Genomic DNA, 19197 nt, shown 5'->3' on the forward strand with positions numbered 1-19197 from the left:
CTTTTTTATATGACTTTTAGCGATTAAAACATTCTATAAATATCGTTTGGATTCATATGGTGAATTGTTAGATTGTGCATCAACCCGCCGTCCGGCGGCCGAGATACTCATGAATCTGACTTTCGACCACGTTCACAAGCAGTACGGCGACCTCCTCGTCGTCGATGGCTTCTCCAGTGAGTTCAAGACCGGAGAGCTGGTCGCCCTGGTGGGGCCGTCCGGTTGCGGCAAGTCCACCTTGTTGCATCTGGCCGCTGGCCTGGAGAAGGCCACGCAAGGCCGGGTACTGGCCGATGTCCAGCCCGTGGGTGGTCCGCATCCCAGCCGCACCTTGGTCTTTCAGGAGCACGCGCTCTACCCTTGGCTGACCCTGCGGGACAACGTGGCGTTGGCCCTGGAGTTTCAGAAGACCCCCAAGCGCCAGGCGCGCGCGGCTGCCGACGCCTGGCTGGCTCGCGTCGGACTCAACGGGTTCGAACACTACTATCCTCATCAGGTCTCTGGCGGTATGCGCCAGCGCGCGGCGCTGGCGCGCGCTTTTATCGCGCAGCCACAGACGCTGCTGATGGACGAGCCTTTCGGCGCTCTTGATGCTCTGACGCGCTTGAGCCTGCAGGATGTGTTGCGGCAATTGATTCGTGAAGAGAAACCGATGGTCTTGCTGGTTACGCACGACGTCGACGAAGCCTTGTTCCTTGCCGACCGCATCGTCGTTTTTTCGGCGCGCCCGGCGCGTGTGCTGCGCGAGTTCAACCTGACTCACCGCGCCAAGACGCATGATCTGGCCGATCTGGCGGGCGAGAAGCGCGAAATCCTGAGCCTGCTGGGCATTGCCGTCGGTCAAGACCACGGCGCCCAGACACTGGCTGCCTAAATTATCGGGCCCGCCTGGCGCGCCCTTATTCGCAATACTGGAGATCTGGATGAAGTTCAAGCAATGGTTGGCCCTGCCTCTGGCAGCCGCACTGTTGGCCGCACCGGCCATGGCAGCTGAGAAGTTCCGCGTCGGCTACCTGCGTGTCATGGACGACGCGCAGGCCATCGTCGCGCAGGAAGGCGGCTTTTATCAGAAAGCAGGGCTCGATACCGAGCTGATCGAATTCAAGTCGGGAACCGACCTCATCAAGGCCATTGTGGGCGGTCAGCTCGACATCGGCGTGCTGGGCTTTACCAACGCCGTGGCCTGGGCCTCCAAGGGCGCGGACCTGAAGGTCGTCGGCGGCGCGCAGCAGGGCTACCACTCCTTGCTCGTGCGCGATGACAGCGGCATCAAGGATATCGCCGGGCTGAAGGGCAAAACACTGGCCTCTCAGGCCGAAGGCAGCACAGCAGACGTCGTGCTCAAGGGCGTGGTTCTCAAAGAAGGCAAACTGGCCGACGGCGACGTCAACGTGATGGGCGTCAGCCCCGCGGTCGCCGTGCAGTCGCTTGTCGGCAAGCGCGTCGACGCGGCCTTCCTCTTCGAGCCCTACGACCGAATCGCGCAACTGATCGCGCCGGTCAAGCAAATCTATGAAGTGGGTCAATCCTGGCCGTTTCCCTGCATGGTCGTGATCACCTCGGGTGACGTGCTGGCCAAGCGCAAGGACGACGTGTGGAAGGCGTTGGATGCGCAAAAGTCCGCCATCGACCTGTTGCAGAAAAAGCCTGACGAAGCCTCCAAGCTGATTGCTTCCTACTTTATCGCCGAACCTACCCTCAAGACCTTGTCGCGTGGCGAACTGCCGCGTGAGACGGTGATCAGCGAAGCGATCCGTACTCAGGTGTTCACGCCGGCGCTCACCGCCAAGGACACCAAGCGTATGCAGGAGATCGCTGACATCCTGCAGGCTCAAGGTTCGCTCAAGACGCGTGATGGCAAGCCCTACGATGTCTCGTCGATTGTCGATCTGTCCTGGCAAGAGGCTCGTAAACTTTGAGCTCCCGAGTGACCGGCGCGCGCAAGTACCTGGCCGGGGTACTTGGCGTAGCCTTCATTTTGCTGTTGTGGCAGACGGCGGCATGGTTGCTGCCGGACTTCCTGATGCCCGGCGTACCCACGGTCTTGGCCCGCCTTTATGAAGAGCTCGGCAAAAGCAGTTTTCATCAGGCGTTGCTGGGCACGCTGGCGCGGCTGGGAGCGGGTTATGGCCTGGCGCTGGTGGCCGGCATAGGCTTTGGTCTGGTGGCGGCACTGCTCTATTTTTTCCGCGAGGTTCTGCGCAGCGCCATCGTCATTCTCCAATCCATCCCCTCGATTGCCTGGGTGCCGCTTTTCCTGATTGTCATGGGTTTTGGCAGCACCCCGATCATCGTGGTGGTGGCGCTGTCGGCCTTCTTCCCGGCAGCCCTGAGCGTGATGAACGCCACCGAGTCTGTACAACGGGTGCATGTCTCGGCAGCGCGCGTCATGGGCGCTTCACCATGGGGACTGGTCAAACGCGTTTATCTGCCAGCAGTCATGCCTGAACTCATTACGGGCGCGCAGTTGGCGTTCGGCAATGCCTGGCGAGCCTTGATCTCGGCAGAAATGCTGATCGGTTTTGGCAAGGGTCTGGGCCGTTCGTTGGCTTACTCAGGCGAAATCGCCGATATGACGGGCGTGATGACCAATATCCTGGTCATTGCCGTGTTGGCTGCGTTGATCGATCAGTTCGTGCTTGAAAACCTCAAGCATCGACTGTTGCGCTATCAGTACGTGTGAGCGCATGAAACCCGCCTGGCTGCCTCCGTTGTTTCTGGCCGTCGCCGCCATGTGCGGCGCGTCCGTGCAGGCTCAGGAGGTATTTGCGCCCGCGCGGGCGCGCGGCGAGTTGCGTGTGGGCGTGCCGGCGCTGGCGCCAGCGCCGCTGGCCGGCGCCAAAGTTCGTACCCCGGAAGGACTTGCAGTGCCCGCTGCGGCCCGCCTGGCCGCGCGCCTGAACTTGCCCTTGGTATTGGTGGAGGTTCCTGCGTCGCAGGCGCAGGCTGCGTTAACCGAGGGCAGGGCAGACGTGGTGCTGGCCGAGCAGACGGTTGGCAGTCCACCTTCGCAAGGTTGGATCAGCGCGCGCGTGAGCATGCAGCCCAAGGCCGTGATCCGCAGCGATACGCCGCTACGCATCTGGCCCCAGGTGGCAGGTAAACGCGTATGCATGGCGCAATCGAATCTGCGGGCGCAGACGCTGGCCGTTGCGCACGATGCGCGGGTACAAACCTATCGAGCGCCTTCGGATGCGTTGGTGGCCGTGCGCGAAGGGCAGTGCGATATTGCCTTGATCGACGGCACGGTATGGACGGCGCTTATGCGTTTTCCGGAGTGGCGCAAATTCTCCTCGACGCTACCGGCAGACGGCCCGCGCGCTGACCTCGGCTGGTTGACGAGCCCGCGCGACACCGTCTGGCTGCAAAACGAAATGCGCAGTTGGCAGGCCACCGGCGCCTGGACGGCGATGGCAGCCAAATGGGCGCGCGATGTGGCCTTCGACGTCTATCTCGATCAGGAAGTGCCTGACTGCCACGGCTGAGCCCCGCAGTACAATGGCGGCGTATGCTGCAGACCCTAGCCGCCGCCTGTTCCTTCCAGGAAGACATCAAAAAAAGCCGTTTCGCCGCGCATGCGGCTCCCGTGGCCAGCGTGGCCGAGGCCATGGCGTTTGTGTCGGCTCACAGTGTTGCCGATGCTACTCACAACTGCTGGGCTTATCGTATCGGCAACGCGTACCGGTACAACGACGATGGCGAGCCTGGCGGCACGGCCGGCCTATCCTGCAAGCCATAGACGGGCAGAGCCTAGACCGAGTGGCGGTGTTGGTGGTGCGGTGGTTTGGCGGCATCAAGCTGGGCGCCGGCGGTCTGGTACGCGCGTATGGCGGTTGCGCGGCCAATTGCCTGCGGGCCGGACACTATCTGGAAATCATCCCCGCCGTACAGGTGAGCTGCCGCTGCAGCTTTGCCGAGCAGCCTGTGCTCAGAATGCGTTTGGCGGCAGCGGGCGCACACATCCTGGCTGAAGACTATGACGCCACAGGTGTGGCGTTGGTCGTGGAGATGCCGGCTGCCGTGCAGAGCGAACTGGCGCGCGTCGCAGCCAACATCACGCGCGGGCAGTCCCACTGGCACGTCCTGCAACCACCGCAGACAGTGCCAGAGGGTTGATTCTCAGGCCGGGTCGCCTTCTGCTTTTTCCTGCGCCTCGGCAATATCGCGATGGACCTGGGCCATGTCCACTTCCTTGACCTTGGTCAGCAGCTCTTCAAGCTGACCGGCACTCAGGGCACCGGGTTGCGAAAACAGCAGCACCTTCTCGCGGAATACCATCAGAGTGGGAATGGAACGGATGCCCAGCGCGCCGGCCAATTCCTGTTCGACGTCAGTGTTGACCTTGGCGAACGTCACATCGCCATGCTTTTCGGCAGCCTGCTCGAAAACGGGCGCAAACCCTCGGCAAGGGCCGCACCACGGGGCCCAGAAATCGATGATCAAGGTACCATCCGGCGTGATGGCGTCCTGGAAAGAGTCTTTGGTGAGTTCGACGATGCTCATGGCGTTGTCCTTGCCGGGTGCCGGCGTTAGGGGCGGGTTTCACCCAGTTTGCGCGATCGGCGATCGCGATTCAAGCGCGGGCCGCCAACGCGGCCCGGCCAGTTGACCTCAGGCGGCTCGACCTACGCCGTCGCGCTGCTTGAGCGACGCGACAATGTCGTAGGAGCGCATCCGGTCTTCATGGCGATAGAAGTCCGAGACGATCATGACCTCATCGGCTTCGGTGCGCGCGACAATATCCTCAAGCTTGCGCTTGACGGTATCCGGTCCTCCGACGATGGCCGCTCCCAGTTTCTGTTCGACCGCGGCACGTTCCCATTCGTTCCAGTGCTCGTCCATGTTTTCAACCGGCGGCTGCAAAGGCAGGCGGTTGCCGCGGATGAGCGACAGAAACTTCAACTGCTGCGTGGTCGCCAGTAATTGGGCTTCTTCATCGGTGGGTGCTGCTACGACGGGCACACCGATCATGGAGTAGGGACGAGCCAGGGTAGCCGAGGGTTTGAACAGATGCCGGTACAGGCGCATGGCGGCCATCCCTTCCGGCGAAAAATGGCCGGCAAACGAAAAAGGCAGGCCTAGCTCGGCGGCCATGCGAGCGGAAAAATCGCTCGAGCCCAACAGCCAGATCGGGACATCCAGGCCCGCGCCGGGAATGGCGCGCACGGCCTGGCCCGGCCGCTCGGGCGCAAAGTAAGCGCGCAGCTCCTGCACCAGTGCGGGAAACTCCAGGCCGCTGCGTGGGCCTCGGCGCAGTGCCTGCTGCGTGGCACCGTCACTGCCGGGCGCGCGTCCCAGGCCCAGATCGATGCGGCCCGGATAGAGGCTCTCCAGCGTGCCGAACTGCTCGGCGATGATCAACGGCGCGTGATTGGGCAGCATGATGCCGCCCGAGCCCACTCGCAGTGTCTGCGTCTGACTGGCTACGAGCCCGATGAGGACGGCGGTGGCGCTGCTGGCCACGCCCGTGATGTTGTGGTGCTCGGCCAGCCAGAAGCGCCGATATCCCAGCCGTTCGACATGCTGCGCCAGATCCACCGTGCTGCGGAAGGCATCCGCCGGCGTACAGCCCTGCACGATAGGGGCAAGGTCGAGGACCGAGAAAGGAATAGTGGCCAATACGCTCATGGATATCACTCCGTCTTCATGCCGGCCGCAGTTGCCAACTATGAATATTCAAGTTTCTATATGGGGAGTGTATCGGCCTTTTTAATCACAAGTCCGAGCAACCTTGCTATCGGGCGGGTCGATAGTCTGAGCGTATCGGCCCGATTGTCCCGGCAGCGGCAGGCTCCCGGGACCTTGGCACGTCACTCAGGGAAAAATGCGTAACGGATCACAAACAGCGCGGCGACCAGCCAGGTAGCCGGGTGCACGCTTCGGATGCGGCCCGTAAACGCCTTGAGCACGACATAACTGATAAAGCCGAACGCCAGGCCATTGGCAATCGAGTACGTAAACGGCATGATCAGCGCCGTCAAGGCGGCCGGAGTGGCTTCCGATACGTCATTCCAATCGATGTCCACCAGCTCGCGCATCATCAGCCCGGCAACGTACAGCAGGGCGGGCGCCGTGGCATAGGCTGGCACGGAGCCCGCCAGCGGTGAGATGAACAGCGCAGCCAGAAACAGCAGCGCGACGACCAGGGCCGTCATGCCCGTACGTCCTCCCGCTTGAACGCCCGAGGCGCTTTCGACAAAAGCGGTGGTACTGCTGGTGCCCAGCACCGAGCCGGCCACGATGGCGGTGCTGTCGGCAAACAGGGCGCGGCCCAGGCGATTTGGCCGATCTTCGGGCACAAGGCCTGCGCGCTTGGCCACGCCCATGAGTGTGCCGGTCGCGTCAAACACTTCTACCAGCACGAACACCAGGATGACATGCACCAGGCCGCTGTGCAGCGCACCCATGACGTCGAGTTTCATGAAGGTCGGAGCGAGGCTGGGCGGAGCCGAAAACACACCCTTGAACTCGTTGTAGCCCAGCGCCATGGACAGCACCGTTACCACCAGAATGCCAATCAGGATCGCGCCGCGCACACGCAAGGCATCAAGCACCGCGATGATGAAAAACCCCAGAATCGCGAACAGCGGAGCGTGGCCGCGCAGATCGCCCAAGGTGACTTTGGTGGCCGGATGCGGCACCACGATGCCTGCGCTCGACAGCGCGATAATGGCCAGAAATAGCCCGATCCCAGCCGCAATGGCGCTGCGCAGAGAATGCGGGATGCCGCGTATCAGCCAGGCGCGGATGCCGGAGATCGTCAGTATCAGGAAGATCACGCCCGAGATGAAGACGGCGCCCAGCGCCTGTTCCCAGGTGTAGCCCATGGTTTTGACCACGGTGAACGCGAAAAAGGCATTCAACCCCATGCCCGGCGCCATACCGATGGGCCAGTTGGCCACCAAAGCCATGATCAGCGAGCCCAAGGCAGCGGCCAGGCAGGTGGCCACGAAAACCGCGCTGCGATCCATTCCCGTCGACGACAGAATGTCAGGGTTGACGAAGATGATGTATGACATCGTCAGGAAGGTCGTCAGTCCTGCGATGACCTCGGTCTTGGCCGAGGTGCCATGCTCGCGCAGTTTGAAAAGCTTCTCCAGCATTATTATTCCCGGTAGCGTGCGGATTGGAAAAAACGCGGCCTCCCCGCGCATGGCGTATTTTGGCACCGTGTAAACTCCAGGGCCATGATTATTCTCGGTTTTGAAAGCTCCTGCGATGAAACGGGCGTAGCTGCCGTTTGCACGCAACGAGGCCTCCTGGCCCATGCGCTGCACTCGCAAATCGCCATGCATCAGGAATACGGCGGGGTCGTCCCCGAGCTGGCTTCGCGCGACCATATCCGCCGCATTGTCCCGCTCACGCGCGAGGTCCTCGAGCGCGCGGGCCTGCAGCGGCGCGACATTGGGGCAATTGCCTATACGGCAGGCCCCGGGCTGGCCGGTACGTTGCTCGTCGGCGCCAGTGTGGCGCAGTCGCTGGCATGGTCCTTGGGGTTGCCCGCCATTGCCATTCATCACCTCGAAGGGCATTTGCTCTCACCGCTGCTGGCGGACCCTCGGCCCGATTTTCCTTTCGTGGCCTTGCTGGTTTCGGGCGGTCACACCCAGCTCATGCGGGTCGATGGTGTGGGGCGCTACACGTTGTTGGGCGAAACCCTCGACGATGCAGCCGGCGAGGCGTTCGATAAGTCGGCCAAGCTCATGGGCCTGGGTTATCCGGGCGGGCCGGCGCTGTCGCGATTGGCCGAGCAAGGCGATGCTTCGCGATTTGAGCTGCCTCGTCCTATGTTGCATAGTGGCGACCTGGACTTCAGTTTCAGTGGCCTGAAGACTGCCGTTCTCACACGCGTCAAGGCCGCCACGCAAAACGGCGCGCTCGACGAGCAGTCCCGCGCCGACCTTGCCGCAGCCACTCAGGCAGCCATCATCGACGTCCTGGCTGCCAAATCCATCCGCGCGCTCAAAGCCTCCGGGCTGCGCCGCCTGGTGGTGGCCGGAGGTGTGGGGGCCAACAAGCTGCTGCGCCAACGGCTGGGCGAAGCATTGCCGCGCATGCGCGCCACGGCCTACTTTCCGCCTCTTGAACTCTGTACCGACAACGGCGCCATGATTGCGTTTGCTGCGGCTGAACGCGTCAAAGCGGGGTTGGCCGACCTGGCCGAAGGTGACCACGCGTTCACCGTGCGCCCGCGATGGGATCTGGACGAGTTGCAGGCTGCTTAGGTCAGGCGGGTTGCCGGTAGAGCAACGCCTGCACATCCATACTGCGCATCAGCCGGGCTGTGGCCTCGGCCAGACGGGTGGCCGGACGCTGGCGCGGCGTGGCCAGCACCAACTGGTTGCGCAGGGGGTGCGATTCGATATGGCAGACCGCCAGTGCCCTGTCGTCCAGCGCTGCCGAGCGCGGCAAGATCGCGCAGGCCTGCCCTTGCGAGGCCAGCTCCACAATGGTCTGCACCGCATCCACCTCGGTCACGACGTTCAATCGCACACCATGCCGCCGGCACACGCCTTCGACCAGTGTGTGGATGGCGTTGGGTGAGCTGGGCAGAATGAGCGGGATGTCAGTCAACGCGGCAAGCGGGATGTGCGCGGGAAGGGGCGGTTGGCGCTGTCGTGGCGCCACCAGTACCAGCTCCTCTCGCAGCAGGAGCTCCGTGGCCAGTTGCGGTGTGGCAGGCGGATCATAAAGCAGGGCCAGATCCACCCTGCCAGATAACAGCCACTCCCGCATTTGTGCGGACAGGCCTTCGGCGACGGTAATGGCGGCATCGGGAAAGGTTTGCCTGAACGTTGCCACAAGAGGAGGGGTCAGCACCCGCGCGATGCGCGGCGGCAATCCAACCACCACCTTGCCGCTGGGAGACGCGCGCAGACCGCGCAGGTCTTCGCGTGCCCGAGCGGCTAGCGCCAGCAAACCTCGCGCATGCCCCAGGAAACGCAGACCGGCTTCCGTGGGTTCCACACCGCGGCCGTTGCGATAGAGCAGATGCTGCTCGAGCTCCAGCTCCAACAGCCGAACCTGCCGGCTCAATGTTGGCTGGGCCACGTCCAGCGCTTCGGCGGCACGCGAGAAGCTGCGCCGTTCGGCAACATTGACGAAGTACTCAATCTGTTTGAGGTCCATGACAGCAGGGCGGTCGCAATAGTTATAGAGAAAAAGCATACCTGAAATCACAGATATTTCATTGTTAGTTGATCCGGCCTCGCGCACCATGTCAGCTTTCCTTCATTGGCCCATCATGCCGGATTGCCTGCCTCCGCTAGAACACCCCAGCCGTCCCCGTCACGCGTTGCCGCCGGGCGCGTGGGACACGCACTGTCATGTGTTCGGCCCCCCCGACCGATTTCCCTACGCCGAAGGTCGCAGTTACACCCCGCCGGACGCTCCCTATGAGCGCCTGGCTGCCTTGCATCGGCACATCGGCGTCACACACGCCGTCGTGGTGCAGGCGGCCTGTCACGGCGCGGATCACAGCGCCTTGCTTGACGCGCTTAGCCAATCGCAGGGCCGCTATCGCGGCGTGGCTGTGATAGCACCTGACATCGCCGAAGCGGAACTGCAAGCCCTGCATGTGGCCGGTGTGAGAGGCGCGCGGCTCAATTTCGTACCCCACTTGGGTGCGCCACCCGAGGAGGCGACGGTGCTGGCGCTGGCCGGACGTATCGCGCCATTGGGCTGGCATTTTTGCCTGCATGTCGACGGCGCAAGCCTGCCGGGGCTGCTGCCTTTGCTCAAGCGCTTGCCGCTGCCCTATGTGGTCGACCACATGGGCCGGATTCAGGCCGCACGCGGCCTGAATGACGCGGCGTTTCGCGGATTGCTCGGCCTGGCCGCCGAGCCGGGTGCCTGGGTCAAGATCTCGGGCATCGATCGCATCAGCCAGGGCAAGCGGCCGTTCCATGAGGGGCTGCCCTTCATGCACGCGCTGGCAGAAGCGATGCCTGAGCGCGTGCTTTGGGGCAGCGACTGGCCTCATCCCAATGTGCGCGGCGACATGCCCGATGACGGCGAAGTCGTCGACGCGCTGTTTCTCGCTGTGCCCGATGCAGAGTTGCGACACCGCATCCTCGTCGATAACCCTGCGCGGTTGTACGAACTAGCTTGACCTGATTTCATTCCTATAACGGAGACAATGATGAATAAGTCCTTCCTCGCCTGCGCCCTGGCGTTGTGTGCAACCTTGAGCGCGGTGCCCGTCCATGCCGAACAGACCGTACGCCTGATCGTGGCGTTCCCTCCGGGCGGGCCGGTCGATCTGGTCGGCCGTGTTCTGGCCGAACGCCTGGGCAAAGAGCTCGGCCGCCAAATCATTGTCGAGAACAAGGCGGGCGCCAATGGCAATATTGGTGCGGCCTTCGTTGCCAAAGCCCCTGCCGATGGGTCGGTACTGTTTCTGACCAGCGTCGGGGCGGTCGCCATCAGCCCCGCGCTGTATAAAGAGCTTCCCTACAACCCCAAGGAAGACTTCGCACCGGTCTCGCTGGTCGTCAATAACGCGACCGCCTTTGTCGTCAACCCGGCCAATCCAGCCAAAGACGCCGCCGATTTCGTGCAGCGATCCAAGGGAGGGGCTCAATCGGTGGCAATCGGTTCGTCCGGCGTGGGCAGCATCCCCAACCTGACTCTGGAAATGTTCTCGGATGCCAGCCATGCGAACGTATTGCATGTGCCCTACAAAGGCGCAGCTCCTGTCATCAATGACGTGATGGGCAATCAGGTCGCCGGCTTCTTCGGGGACGTTCCCGGCCTCATCGGGCATATCCAGGGCGGCAAGCTCAAGGTGCTGGGTATCGCAGCGCCCACCCGCCATCCGCTGTTGCCGCAAGTCCCGACGCTGGCCGAGCAGGGCATCGCCGGCGTGGAGTCGAACAACTGGTATGGTCTTCTGGCCCCGGCCGCCACGCCACCGCAGACCGTCGCCAAACTGAACCAGGCTGTGCGCAACGCTCTGGACGACGCCAGCACCCGCCAGCGTTTGCAAGCCTTTGGCGCTGAGCCTGCGCCGTCCACGCCCGAGGCCTTTGCAACGCTGATCCAGAAGGATCGCGAGAAATGGTCCTCGCTGATCGAGCGCGAGCAGATCAAACCGGAGTAATCCCATGACTGATGTCTCTCGCCTGGCGCCGGTGGCGCCGGGATCCCGCCCCGAACTGGCTGCCCTGGAGGCCCGCATCCAGGCTGCGCGCGGCCGTATCTCGCCGCTCTACCAGGTCCTGCTCAACAGCGCGCCCATTTGTGAGGGTTGGGAGGCGATGCTCAGTGCTGTGCGCAATCGCAACTCATTGCCGGCGCGGCTACGCGAATTGGTCATTCTTCGCGTGGCCATTCTGAATCGAGCGCCGTACGAGTTCGAGGCGCACGTGCCCCATGTCCTGGCTGCCGGCGTGGCGCCCGATACCGTGCAAGCCTTGCGCGTTCATCCGGCGCCTGCCGATATTCCCGGCCTGCACGCCGGCGAGGCCGAGGCACTGGCCTACACCGATGCCATGACCCGCGACATCGAGGTGTCCGACCCGGTCTTCGAGCCGTTGCGCGGGTACTTCGACGAGCAAGGATTGCTCGACCTGACCGCCACCGTGGCCGCTTACAACATGGTTTCCCGCTTGCTGGTCGCGCTGCGGGTGGGTCACTGAGGAAAATCACTATGTCGATGCAAACCTTGTTATTGCGCATCATCGGTCTGGCCCTTGATGAGAGCGCCGCGCGTGATCTGCGCGGTCATATGCTGGCCGCCTGCCCACAGGCGCGCGTGGACATCCACGTCGCCGTAGATGTGGAAAGCGACTTTACGTATGTGTATTGCAGTTCGGCCTCGCCGCAGGGGCTGGCGGCCATGCGTGCGTTGGTCGATGAGCGCTATCCCGGTGCCGAGACCCGCGTGCTGGATCTGCTGGCCGATCTGGCGGGCCGCTCGGACGGCCAGGCCAGTGCCTGGCATTATGTGGTGGAGACGGACGTGCTGCCGGAGATGGAGACAGACTTCAATGCCTGGTATGAGCAGGAGCATCTGCCCGGGTTGGCAGGGGTGCCGGGCACGGTGCAGGCGCGCCGCTGGCGCTGCCATGATGGCAGCCCGCGCTACCACGCCGTCTATGAACTCGTCACCCGCGAGACCTTTGGCAGCGAGCCCTGGCTTGCGGTGCGTGGCAGCGAGTGGAGTTCACGGCTGCGGCCGGCGTTTTGCAACACCCGGCGCACCATGTTCCGCAAACTGGCCGGTTAGGCCTTCTTGCCGCCGATGCGGCTCTCCTTGCCCTTGATGAGCCGATCGATATTGGCGCTGTGGCGGTAAAAGAGCAGGGCGCTGATGGCGACCAGGGCAACGGCGGCCGGGGTGCTCATGCTCCAGGCCACCCCACCGCCGAAGAAGTAATAGACCGGCGCAAAAAACGCCGCGACCAGTGCGGCCAGCGACGAGTAACATGACACCACGGCCACGATGAGCCACGTGGCCACTGTGGCCAGCGCCAGCCATGGACTGACCGCGAACAGAATGCCCAGGGCCGTGGCCACACCCTTGCCGCCCTTGAATCCCAGAAAAATGGGGTAGAGGTGGCCGAGAAACACCGCCAGCATTACCAGGGCGTAGGTCAGCGGCGACAGGCCCGGGGCCAGTTTTACCGCCAGCCAGATCGCGAACCAGCCCTTGGCCGCATCACCGAGCAGGGTCAGAGCCGCGGCAAGCTTATTGCCCGTGCGCAGCACATTGGTGGCCCCTGGATTCTTGGACCCATAGCTGCGGGGATCCTGCAAACCCATCAGCTTGCTGACGACCACTGCAAAAGGGATGGACCCGATCAAATAGGCCAGCACGATGAGAAGTACGGCAAACAACGGCGTGGGCTCGGTCAGAACCATGGCGTATCTATCCCTTTGAGGAGCGGCGCAAAAGGTGCCGCGGATGGTGTGGGTGGCAATTCTACCCCGCCGGCCGTGGCTGTCCATCCGGTCTTGCGCCGAATGTCATCGTAGTGACTGTACAATCGCAGCCTGTCGGCCGTTGGCCGCCTTGCGGAGATGTGATGCGAATTCTGGTTTCCAATGACGATGGCTATAACGCTCCCGGACTGGAAGCGCTGGTCGACTCGCTCTCTGGCCTGGGCGAGCTGACGGTGGTCGCGCCGGAAACCAATCACAGTGGCGCATCCAACTCGCTGACCCTTAACCGCCCGTTGACCGTGCGTACCGCATCCAACGGCTTCATCTATGTTAACGGCACGCCTTCGGATTGCGTGCACGTGGCCCTGACTGGCTTGATGGACGCGCGGCCCGATCTGGTCGTCTCCGGCATCAACAACGGTGCCAATATGGGAGATGACACGCTGTACTCCGGGACGGTGGCTGCCGCCAGCGAAGGCTACCTGTTCGGTATACCGGCCATCGCGTTTTCGCTGGTCGAGAAGGGCTGGGAGCATATTGAGTCCGCGGCCCGCGCGGCGCGCCGCATCGTCGAGCGTCAGATTGCCGAGCCCTTGGCCGCTCCGGTACTGCTCAACGTCAATATTCCCAATCGGCCGTACGAGGACATGCGCGGGCTGCGTGTCACGCGTCTGGGCAAGCGGCACCCCTCCGAGCCCGTGGTTCGTACCACCACGCCTTATGGCGACACGGTGTATTGGATAGGGCCGGTAGGCCTGGCCAGCGATGCCGCGCCGGGCACGGATTTCCATGCCATCGCCGAGGGGGCCGTATCGCTGACCCCGCTGCGGCTGGACCTGACGCAACACGCCCAGCTCGATCTGGTCGGTCAATGGGCGAATCCCTTATGCGCAAACCTGTAGATCCCAAAGACGGGGCCGCAGGCTACTCGCGCCAGGGCCTGGCGCCTGGCTATACGCCGGCCAACAGCAACACGCGCATTTCCGCCGCCACGCTGCAGCGTCCGCAGCCGCTCAAGCCGGCAGCCGGCCCGGCCAACCTCGGTCTGAACTCCGACCGACTGCGCCAGGCGATGGTGCAACGCCTGCGACAGCAAGGAATCAGCGACGAGCGCGTGCTCGATGCCATGGCCATCGTGCCGCGGCATGTGTTTGTCGATGAAGCGTTGGCCAGTCGGGCCTACGAAGATGCGGCTCTGCCCATCGGGCACTCTCAAACCATTTCCCAACCGTGGGTCGTGGCGCGCATGATTGCCGCGGTCTGCGAAGGTCGCACGCCGACACGTGTACTGGAGGTCGGTGCTGGTTGCGGCTACCAGGCCGCGGTACTGGCCCAGTTCGTTCGCGAGGTGCATGCCGTCGAACGCATCCGCGGGCTCTATGAATTGGCACGCACCAATCTGCGCGCGTTGAAGCTGACGACTCGTGTGCGGCTGATCTACGGCGATGGCACTCAGGGCGTCGCCGGCGTGGCGCCATTCGATGCTATTGTTGTGGCTGCCGCTGGCCTGGCCATTCCCCAGGCGCTTTTGAATCAATTGGCGCCAGGCGGCCGACTGATCGCACCCGAAGGTTCGACCAGTCAGCGGCTGGTCCTCATCGAACGAACTGGCACCGCAAGCTGGAAGCGCACGGAGCTTGAGGCAGTGCGGTTCGTTCCCTTAAAGCCAGGAATACAATCTTGAGCAAACAGGAGATACGTATGCTCAACGGGCAGTTGTCACTGACCGGGACTTTTTCCATGAACACGAACATCATGCGCCGCCCCGTGCGTTGGGCGGGCGTGCTAGGTCTGGTCGCTCTGGCGGGTTGCGCGGGCAAAGCCACGCGCGCGCCCGTGGTCGACCTGACCAACCAGCCGGCCTCCAGCGCCACGGCAACGGCGGGCGGCTATGTCGTCAAGCCGGGCGATACGCTATTCAAGATCGCGCGTGCCAACAACGTCGACATCGAAACGATCAAGCGCCTCAATAGTCTTTCGGACCCCAACCAAATTCACGTCGGCCAGGTTCTCAAGCTTTCCTCTGCCACCAGCAGCAACGCGCAGCCTCAGCCCATCACAGGCGGCCAGATTCAGGCCAAACCGCTCGATGCGCCTGACAGTCACGCCGCTGGCACCGATACCAGCACCCCTGCTACGCCGGTCACACCGCCGCCGACGCCAGCCGAGACCAAACCGGTCGCGCGGGCTGCCGACGCCGGAGTCATCAACTGGGGATGGCCGTCCAGCGGTCAGATCCAGCAGAACTTCAACGCCAACAGCAAGGGCATAGACATCGCCGGCAATCCAGGCGATCCCGTCATGGCCGCGGCCGATGGCAAGGTCATGTATAGCGGCAATGGCGTGCGCGGTCTGGGCAACCTGATCATCATCAACCACCAGAATGGCTTCATCACCGCCTATGCGCACAACCGCGCACTGCTGGTCAAGACGGGGCAGGACGTCAAGCGCGGCGCCAAAATTGCCGAACTGGGCCAGTCGGACACCAATGCGCCAAAACTGCATTTTGAAATCCGTCGCCAGGGAACCCCTGTCGATCCTATGCAGTATCTGCCCGCTCGATGACACCCACCCTGGTTTTCGATCTCGAAACCTTGCCCGATGTGGTCGGCCTGCGCCGTCTGCATGGATGGGGCCCTGATGTCAGCGACCTGGAAGTCGCCGAGCGCGCGTTTGCCGCACGCCGCGAGGCCGTCGGGCACGATTTCCTGCCGCTGCATCTGCAGCGCGTGGCGGTAGTTGGCTGCGTCTTTCGAGACGATCAGGGTTTCCGCGTCAAAACACTGGGTCAGCCCGATGATCCCGAAGCCGCATTGCTCGCCGGGTTTTTCAAGACCATCGAGCGCTACACGCCAAAGCTCGTGAGTTGGAATGGCTCGGGCTTCGACCTGCCCGTTCTGCACTATCGCAGTCTCATCCATGGCGTGCCGGCGCCAAGGTATTGGGATTGGGGCGACGAAGACCGGGACTTCAAATACAACAACTACCTGAGCCGCTACCATACCCGTCATCTGGACCTCATGGATGTGCTGGCCAAGTACAACGGACGGGCCAATGCTCCGCTCGATGAACTGGCCAAGCTCTGCGGCTTTCCTGGCAAACTCGGAATGGATGGCAGTAAGGTCTGGGAAGCCTGGAATCAGGGGCAGGCCGACGCCGTGCGTGCGTATTGCGAGACCGACGTGGTCAACACCTGGCTGGTCTATTGCCGCTTTCGCTTTCTGCGTGGTGAGCTTGACCACGCCTCGTATGACGCTGAAATCGCTCTTGTGCGCGATACGCTGGCGGCCAGTGACGCCCCTCATTGGAAGGAGTACCTCGCGGCCTGGGACGCCAACTGATCCTCCTTTCATCCGGCAAGCAATCGACTGAAACATAGTCAGCCGCGCATGAAACCTGAATGAAATCCGGGCAATCGCACAATGATCCTGCCTTCTTTTACTTCAGGAGTTCAATCATGTCCCGATCCGCTCTTCGTACTTCGCTTGCCAGCCTCGCCATGGCGATTGCCGCTGGCGTGACTATTGCTCCCGCAGTCGCGGCGCCCGATGCTCCCCCCCCGGCGCCTGCAGCAGGCCATCCGCGTGGCCCCATGATGGAACGCGATGGGATGTGGATTCCTGGTCTGGGCCCGCTGTCCAAGGCGCAGGTCGCGTCGCTCAAGCTCGACGCCAAGCAGCAGGCGTTGTTTGACAAGGCTCGCGACGCCTCGCAGCAAGCCATGGAGGCACGCCGCCAGGCCGGTCCCGCTCCGCACGAACTGCTCCAGGCTCAACTCAACGCCGGCAAGCTCGACCCGTACGCCTTGGCCGCGGAAGGTGACAAGCGCCGAGCTCAGTTCGAGAGCCAGGAAACCGCGCTGCGCACCCAATGGCTGGCCGTCTGGGATAGCCTGAACGACGCTCAGCGTGCCCAGGTGACGCAGATCGTCAAAGAGCGTGTCGCCAAGATGAAGGAGCATCACGGCAAGCGTGGCGAGCATCGCTCGGGCCGCCCGGGGCAAGCCGCCAGCGCCGCTCCCGCCGCCCAGTAATCCCATCCCGCGCAACGATCAACCCGGCCGGTGGCCGGGTTTTTTCATGGCGCGCCATTCTGGGGCGCATTCCCGCAAGTTTCACCAATACAACGCCGCAGCAGCGTCCCCAATTCGATGCCGCACCGCCTGGGTGCGCGGTCCGGGGACGGATATAGGGCAAGGGACTTTCAAAAAACCTGGCATGAAAAATGCTTGATCACAGGTGCGCCGGTCAGACCATACGGTCGGCAGGACGGACGTTCAGCAACTTGCGTCTGCCCCACCTCAATCGATCAGGATCCAGGAATAATGAAGAAGACCTTGCTTTCCCTGCCTTTGGCCATCAGTGCTCTCACGACGTTTCCCGCTCTGGCCGAGCCCACTGATCTGGGTGCAGGCTTTGCCCTGAGCGGCAATGCTGCCATCGTCAGCGACTATCGTTTTCGCGGTTACTCGCAAACCGATTTTCGTCCTGCCGCGCAGGTCGGTTTCGACCTCACCCACAGCTCGGGTTTTTATCTGGGCAACTGGAACTCCAACGTATCGAATTTCGTCTTCACCGACGGCAACCTGGAGATGGACTTCTATGGCGGCTGGAAAGGCGACCTCGGCAATGGCCTGGGGCTGGATGTGGGGGCCTTGCACTATTACTATCCAGGCTCCAGTTCACCCAAAGGCGGTAACTACAACAATACCGACCTGTATGTGGGCTTGAGCTATGGCAACTACTCCTTGAAGTACTCCTACACGCCCAGCGACTTCTTCAGCACCCCGGACAGCAAAGGTACCTGGTATCTGGACGGCACCGCCAACTTCGACCTGGGCGATGGCTGGGGGCTGGTCGGCCATGTCGGCTACCAGAAGCTCAAGAACCAGGTCAACATGAATGGCGATGCCATGGGCCATTATGTGGATTACAAAGTAGGCGTCACCAAGGACATCAAGGGCTGGGTATTCGGCGTGGCTGCGGTGGGTGCCAGCAAGGACAATTGGTTGCCGACCAAGTATGGCCATCCTTCTGGCCGACTCGGTGCGGTGTTTTCGGTGGCACGCAGCTTCTGACCACAGCGCACAAGAGTGGGGCGGGACTGACCTGCCCCCAGATTTAGTACGGCACCGACATAGAGCCCAGGGGTAAAAGACCTTCTTTCTGATGAGCCTGCACGAATTGCGCCGGCGTTAAATATCCGAGCGCGCTGTGAGGCCGATCGGTGTTGTACTCGACTCGCCAGTTTTCGATCAAGCTTTTAGCCTGTCGCAGGGACAAGAACCAGTGCTCGTTAAGGCATTCGTCGCGGAACTTGCCGTTGAAACTTTCGATATAAGCGTTCTCCACCGGCTTACCCGGCCGAATAAACGACAGCTTTACGCCTGCTTGGTAGGCCCAGGCGTCCAAGGCTCTTCCGGCGAACTCTGGCCCGTTGTCCACGGTAATAGATCGCGGCAGGCCACGCATCTCCGCCAGCCGTTGCAGCACCATGGCAACACGCAGTCCCGGCAACGACGTATCGACCTCGATGGCCAGGCATTCGCGAGTGTAGTCATCGACGATAGTCAAACAGCGGAATCGGCGGCCATAGGCTAGGCCGTCGGCCACAAAGTCCATTGACCAACTCTGATTCGGCGCGATTGCCGCTGGGCGAACCACGCGCTCGGTCGCCGCGATTCGCTTACGCTTTCGTTTTCGCACGCTTAACCCTGCCAGACTGTACAGCCGCCAGATTCGCTTGTGATTTGCTTGCCAGCCTTCGCGACGTAAGAGCACATGGATCCTCCGATAGCCGTAGCGTCGTTTCGCCACTGCCATCTCTTTCATGCGCTCGGTCAGCGCAGCATCGCCTGAGCGTGTGCTCTCGTAGGCAAACAGCGACCGCGAAATTCCTACCAGCCCACAGGCCCGGGTAACACCCATGCTGCGCTCGGTCATTAATGTCCTGACCGCCTCGCGTTTGGCCTGCGGGCTGACTACTTTCGGCTTAGCAGATCCTGAAGCGCCGCCTTGTCCAGCATCGACTCGGCCAACAGCTTCTTGAGCTTGTTGTTCTCCTGCTCCAGCTCCTTGAGCCTCTGAGCGTCCGACACCGTCATGCCACCGAACTTCGCCTTCCAGTTGTAGTACGTTGCCTCGGAGATTCCGTGCTTGCGGCACAACTCTGCGGGCTTGGCACCTGCATCGGCTTCCTTGAGCACGCCGATGATTTGCTCTTCCGTAAATCGTTTCTTCATTGCCATTCCTTTGGGAACGGACTCTACATCGATTTCGTACTAATCACGGGGAGCAGGTCAGGACGGCGCCG

At 62.4% G+C, this 19197-nt stretch carries 21 protein-coding genes and 1 pseudogene; 16 read left to right on the plus strand and 6 right to left on the minus strand.

What is annotated here, in order from left to right; translation table 11 throughout:
- Positions 1–109: 109 nt before the first annotated feature.
- The 5 genes and pseudogenes from LK440_RS06225 (at position 110) to LK440_RS06245 (ending at position 4116) form a co-directional block, all read left to right on the plus strand.
- Positions 110–874: an ABC transporter ATP-binding protein gene (locus LK440_RS06225; RefSeq protein ID WP_005014168.1), complete on the plus strand. Its 765-nt coding sequence runs from the start codon at positions 110–112 to the stop codon at positions 872–874.
- A 49-nt stretch (positions 875–923) separates the two neighbouring features.
- A complete protein-coding gene (locus tag LK440_RS06230) occupies positions 924–1919 on the plus strand; it encodes an ABC transporter substrate-binding protein (protein WP_005014167.1) in 996 nt (331 codons plus the stop codon).
- Positions 1920–1927: 8 nt separating this feature from the next.
- Positions 1928–2683: an ABC transporter permease gene (locus LK440_RS06235; protein WP_005014165.1), complete on the plus strand. Its 756-nt coding sequence runs from the start codon at positions 1928–1930 to the stop codon at positions 2681–2683.
- Positions 2684–2687: 4 nt separating this feature from the next.
- Positions 2688–3485 carry a type 2 periplasmic-binding domain-containing protein gene (locus LK440_RS06240; RefSeq protein ID WP_005014161.1) on the plus strand — a complete coding sequence of 266 codons (798 nt, stop codon included), beginning with the start codon at positions 2688–2690 and terminating at the stop codon, positions 3483–3485.
- Positions 3486–3508: 23 nt separating this feature from the next.
- Positions 3509–4116 (plus strand): annotated as a pseudogene (locus LK440_RS06245) (IMPACT family protein).
- Positions 4117–4119: 3 nt separating this feature from the next.
- On the opposite strand, the gene trxA reads toward LK440_RS06245, so the two are convergent.
- The 3 genes from trxA to LK440_RS06260 all read right to left on the minus strand — a co-directional run bounded on the left by trxA (position 4120) and on the right by LK440_RS06260 (position 7103).
- Positions 4120–4503: a thioredoxin gene (gene trxA / locus LK440_RS06250; RefSeq protein WP_005014143.1), complete on the minus strand. Its 384-nt coding sequence runs from the start codon at positions 4501–4503 to the stop codon at positions 4120–4122.
- A 108-nt stretch (positions 4504–4611) separates the two neighbouring features.
- A complete protein-coding gene (locus LK440_RS06255; RefSeq protein ID WP_005014142.1) occupies positions 4612–5628 on the minus strand; it encodes an LLM class flavin-dependent oxidoreductase in 1017 nt (338 codons plus the stop codon).
- Positions 5629–5810: 182 nt separating this feature from the next.
- Positions 5811–7103, minus strand: a complete 1293-nt coding sequence (locus LK440_RS06260; protein ID WP_005014141.1) for an NCS2 family permease — start codon at positions 7101–7103, stop codon at positions 5811–5813.
- Between the two features lie 84 nt (positions 7104–7187).
- On the opposite strand from LK440_RS06260, the gene tsaD reads away from it, so the two are divergent.
- Positions 7188–8225 (plus strand): tRNA (adenosine(37)-N6)-threonylcarbamoyltransferase complex transferase subunit TsaD, encoded by a 1038-nt coding sequence (gene tsaD / locus LK440_RS06265; protein WP_005014139.1) that lies wholly within the window; start codon positions 7188–7190, stop codon positions 8223–8225.
- A 1-nt stretch (position 8226) separates the two neighbouring features.
- Here the strand turns inward: tsaD and LK440_RS06270 are convergent, their stop codons facing one another.
- Positions 8227–9129 carry a LysR substrate-binding domain-containing protein gene (locus tag LK440_RS06270; protein WP_025341462.1) on the minus strand — a complete coding sequence of 301 codons (903 nt, stop codon included), beginning with the start codon at positions 9127–9129 and terminating at the stop codon, positions 8227–8229.
- 199 nt (positions 9130–9328) lie between these two features.
- Between LK440_RS06270 and LK440_RS06275 the strand changes: the two genes are divergently transcribed.
- From LK440_RS06275 to LK440_RS06290, 4 genes are read left to right on the plus strand one after another with little or no spacing between them, the layout of a single operon-like run.
- Positions 9329–10111 carry an amidohydrolase family protein gene (locus LK440_RS06275; protein ID WP_005014136.1) on the plus strand — a complete coding sequence of 261 codons (783 nt, stop codon included), beginning with the start codon at positions 9329–9331 and terminating at the stop codon, positions 10109–10111.
- Between the two features lie 27 nt (positions 10112–10138).
- A complete protein-coding gene (locus tag LK440_RS06280) occupies positions 10139–11101 on the plus strand; it encodes a Bug family tripartite tricarboxylate transporter substrate binding protein (protein ID WP_025341460.1) in 963 nt (320 codons plus the stop codon).
- Between the two features lie 4 nt (positions 11102–11105).
- A complete protein-coding gene (locus LK440_RS06285) occupies positions 11106–11639 on the plus strand; it encodes a carboxymuconolactone decarboxylase family protein (protein WP_005014128.1) in 534 nt (177 codons plus the stop codon).
- An 11-nt stretch (positions 11640–11650) separates the two neighbouring features.
- A complete protein-coding gene (locus LK440_RS06290; RefSeq protein ID WP_005014127.1) occupies positions 11651–12229 on the plus strand; it encodes a DUF4286 family protein in 579 nt (192 codons plus the stop codon).
- On the opposite strand, the gene plsY is transcribed toward LK440_RS06290, so the two are convergent.
- Positions 12226–12864, minus strand: a complete 639-nt coding sequence (plsY, locus tag LK440_RS06295) for a glycerol-3-phosphate 1-O-acyltransferase PlsY (protein WP_005014126.1) — start codon at positions 12862–12864, stop codon at positions 12226–12228. The two genes, LK440_RS06290 and plsY, sit on opposite strands and share 4 nt — an antisense overlap.
- Before the next feature lie 164 nt (positions 12865–13028).
- Between plsY and surE the strand changes: the two genes are divergently transcribed.
- From surE to LK440_RS06325, 6 genes are all read left to right on the plus strand, one after another.
- Complete coding sequence (gene surE / locus LK440_RS06300) at positions 13029–13787, plus strand: 5'/3'-nucleotidase SurE (protein ID WP_005014125.1); 759 nt, start codon at positions 13029–13031, stop codon at positions 13785–13787.
- On the plus strand, positions 13772–14569 hold the full coding sequence (locus LK440_RS06305) for a protein-L-isoaspartate(D-aspartate) O-methyltransferase (protein ID WP_005014124.1): 798 nt from the start codon (positions 13772–13774) through the stop codon (positions 14567–14569). The genes surE and LK440_RS06305 overlap by 16 nt, the downstream gene beginning before the upstream one ends.
- Before the next feature lie 17 nt (positions 14570–14586).
- Positions 14587–15450, plus strand: coding sequence for a peptidoglycan DD-metalloendopeptidase family protein (locus LK440_RS06310; protein WP_005014123.1), 864 nt, complete (start codon positions 14587–14589; stop codon positions 15448–15450).
- Positions 15447–16226, plus strand: a complete 780-nt coding sequence (locus LK440_RS06315) for a 3'-5' exonuclease (protein ID WP_005014122.1) — start codon at positions 15447–15449, stop codon at positions 16224–16226. Before LK440_RS06310 ends, LK440_RS06315 begins: the two co-directional genes overlap by 4 nt.
- A 116-nt stretch (positions 16227–16342) precedes the next feature.
- Positions 16343–16918 carry a periplasmic heavy metal sensor gene (locus tag LK440_RS06320; RefSeq protein WP_026087867.1) on the plus strand — a complete coding sequence of 192 codons (576 nt, stop codon included), beginning with the start codon at positions 16343–16345 and terminating at the stop codon, positions 16916–16918.
- A 291-nt stretch (positions 16919–17209) separates the two neighbouring features.
- Complete coding sequence (locus tag LK440_RS06325) at positions 17210–17962, plus strand: TorF family putative porin (protein WP_005014119.1); 753 nt, start codon at positions 17210–17212, stop codon at positions 17960–17962.
- Positions 17963–18005: 43 nt separating this feature from the next.
- Here the strand turns inward: LK440_RS06325 and LK440_RS06330 are convergent.
- A protein-coding gene (locus LK440_RS06330; protein ID WP_101557886.1) for an IS3 family transposase occupies positions 18006–19126 on the minus strand; the annotation gives its coding sequence in 2 pieces (ribosomal slippage) (positions 18006–18874 and positions 18874–19126; 1122 coding nt in all).
- Positions 19127–19197: the final 71 nt, after the last annotated feature.

Source organism: Bordetella holmesii, assembly GCF_020735985.1.
Classification (GTDB): Bacteria; Pseudomonadota; Gammaproteobacteria; order Burkholderiales; family Burkholderiaceae_B; genus Bordetella; species Bordetella holmesii.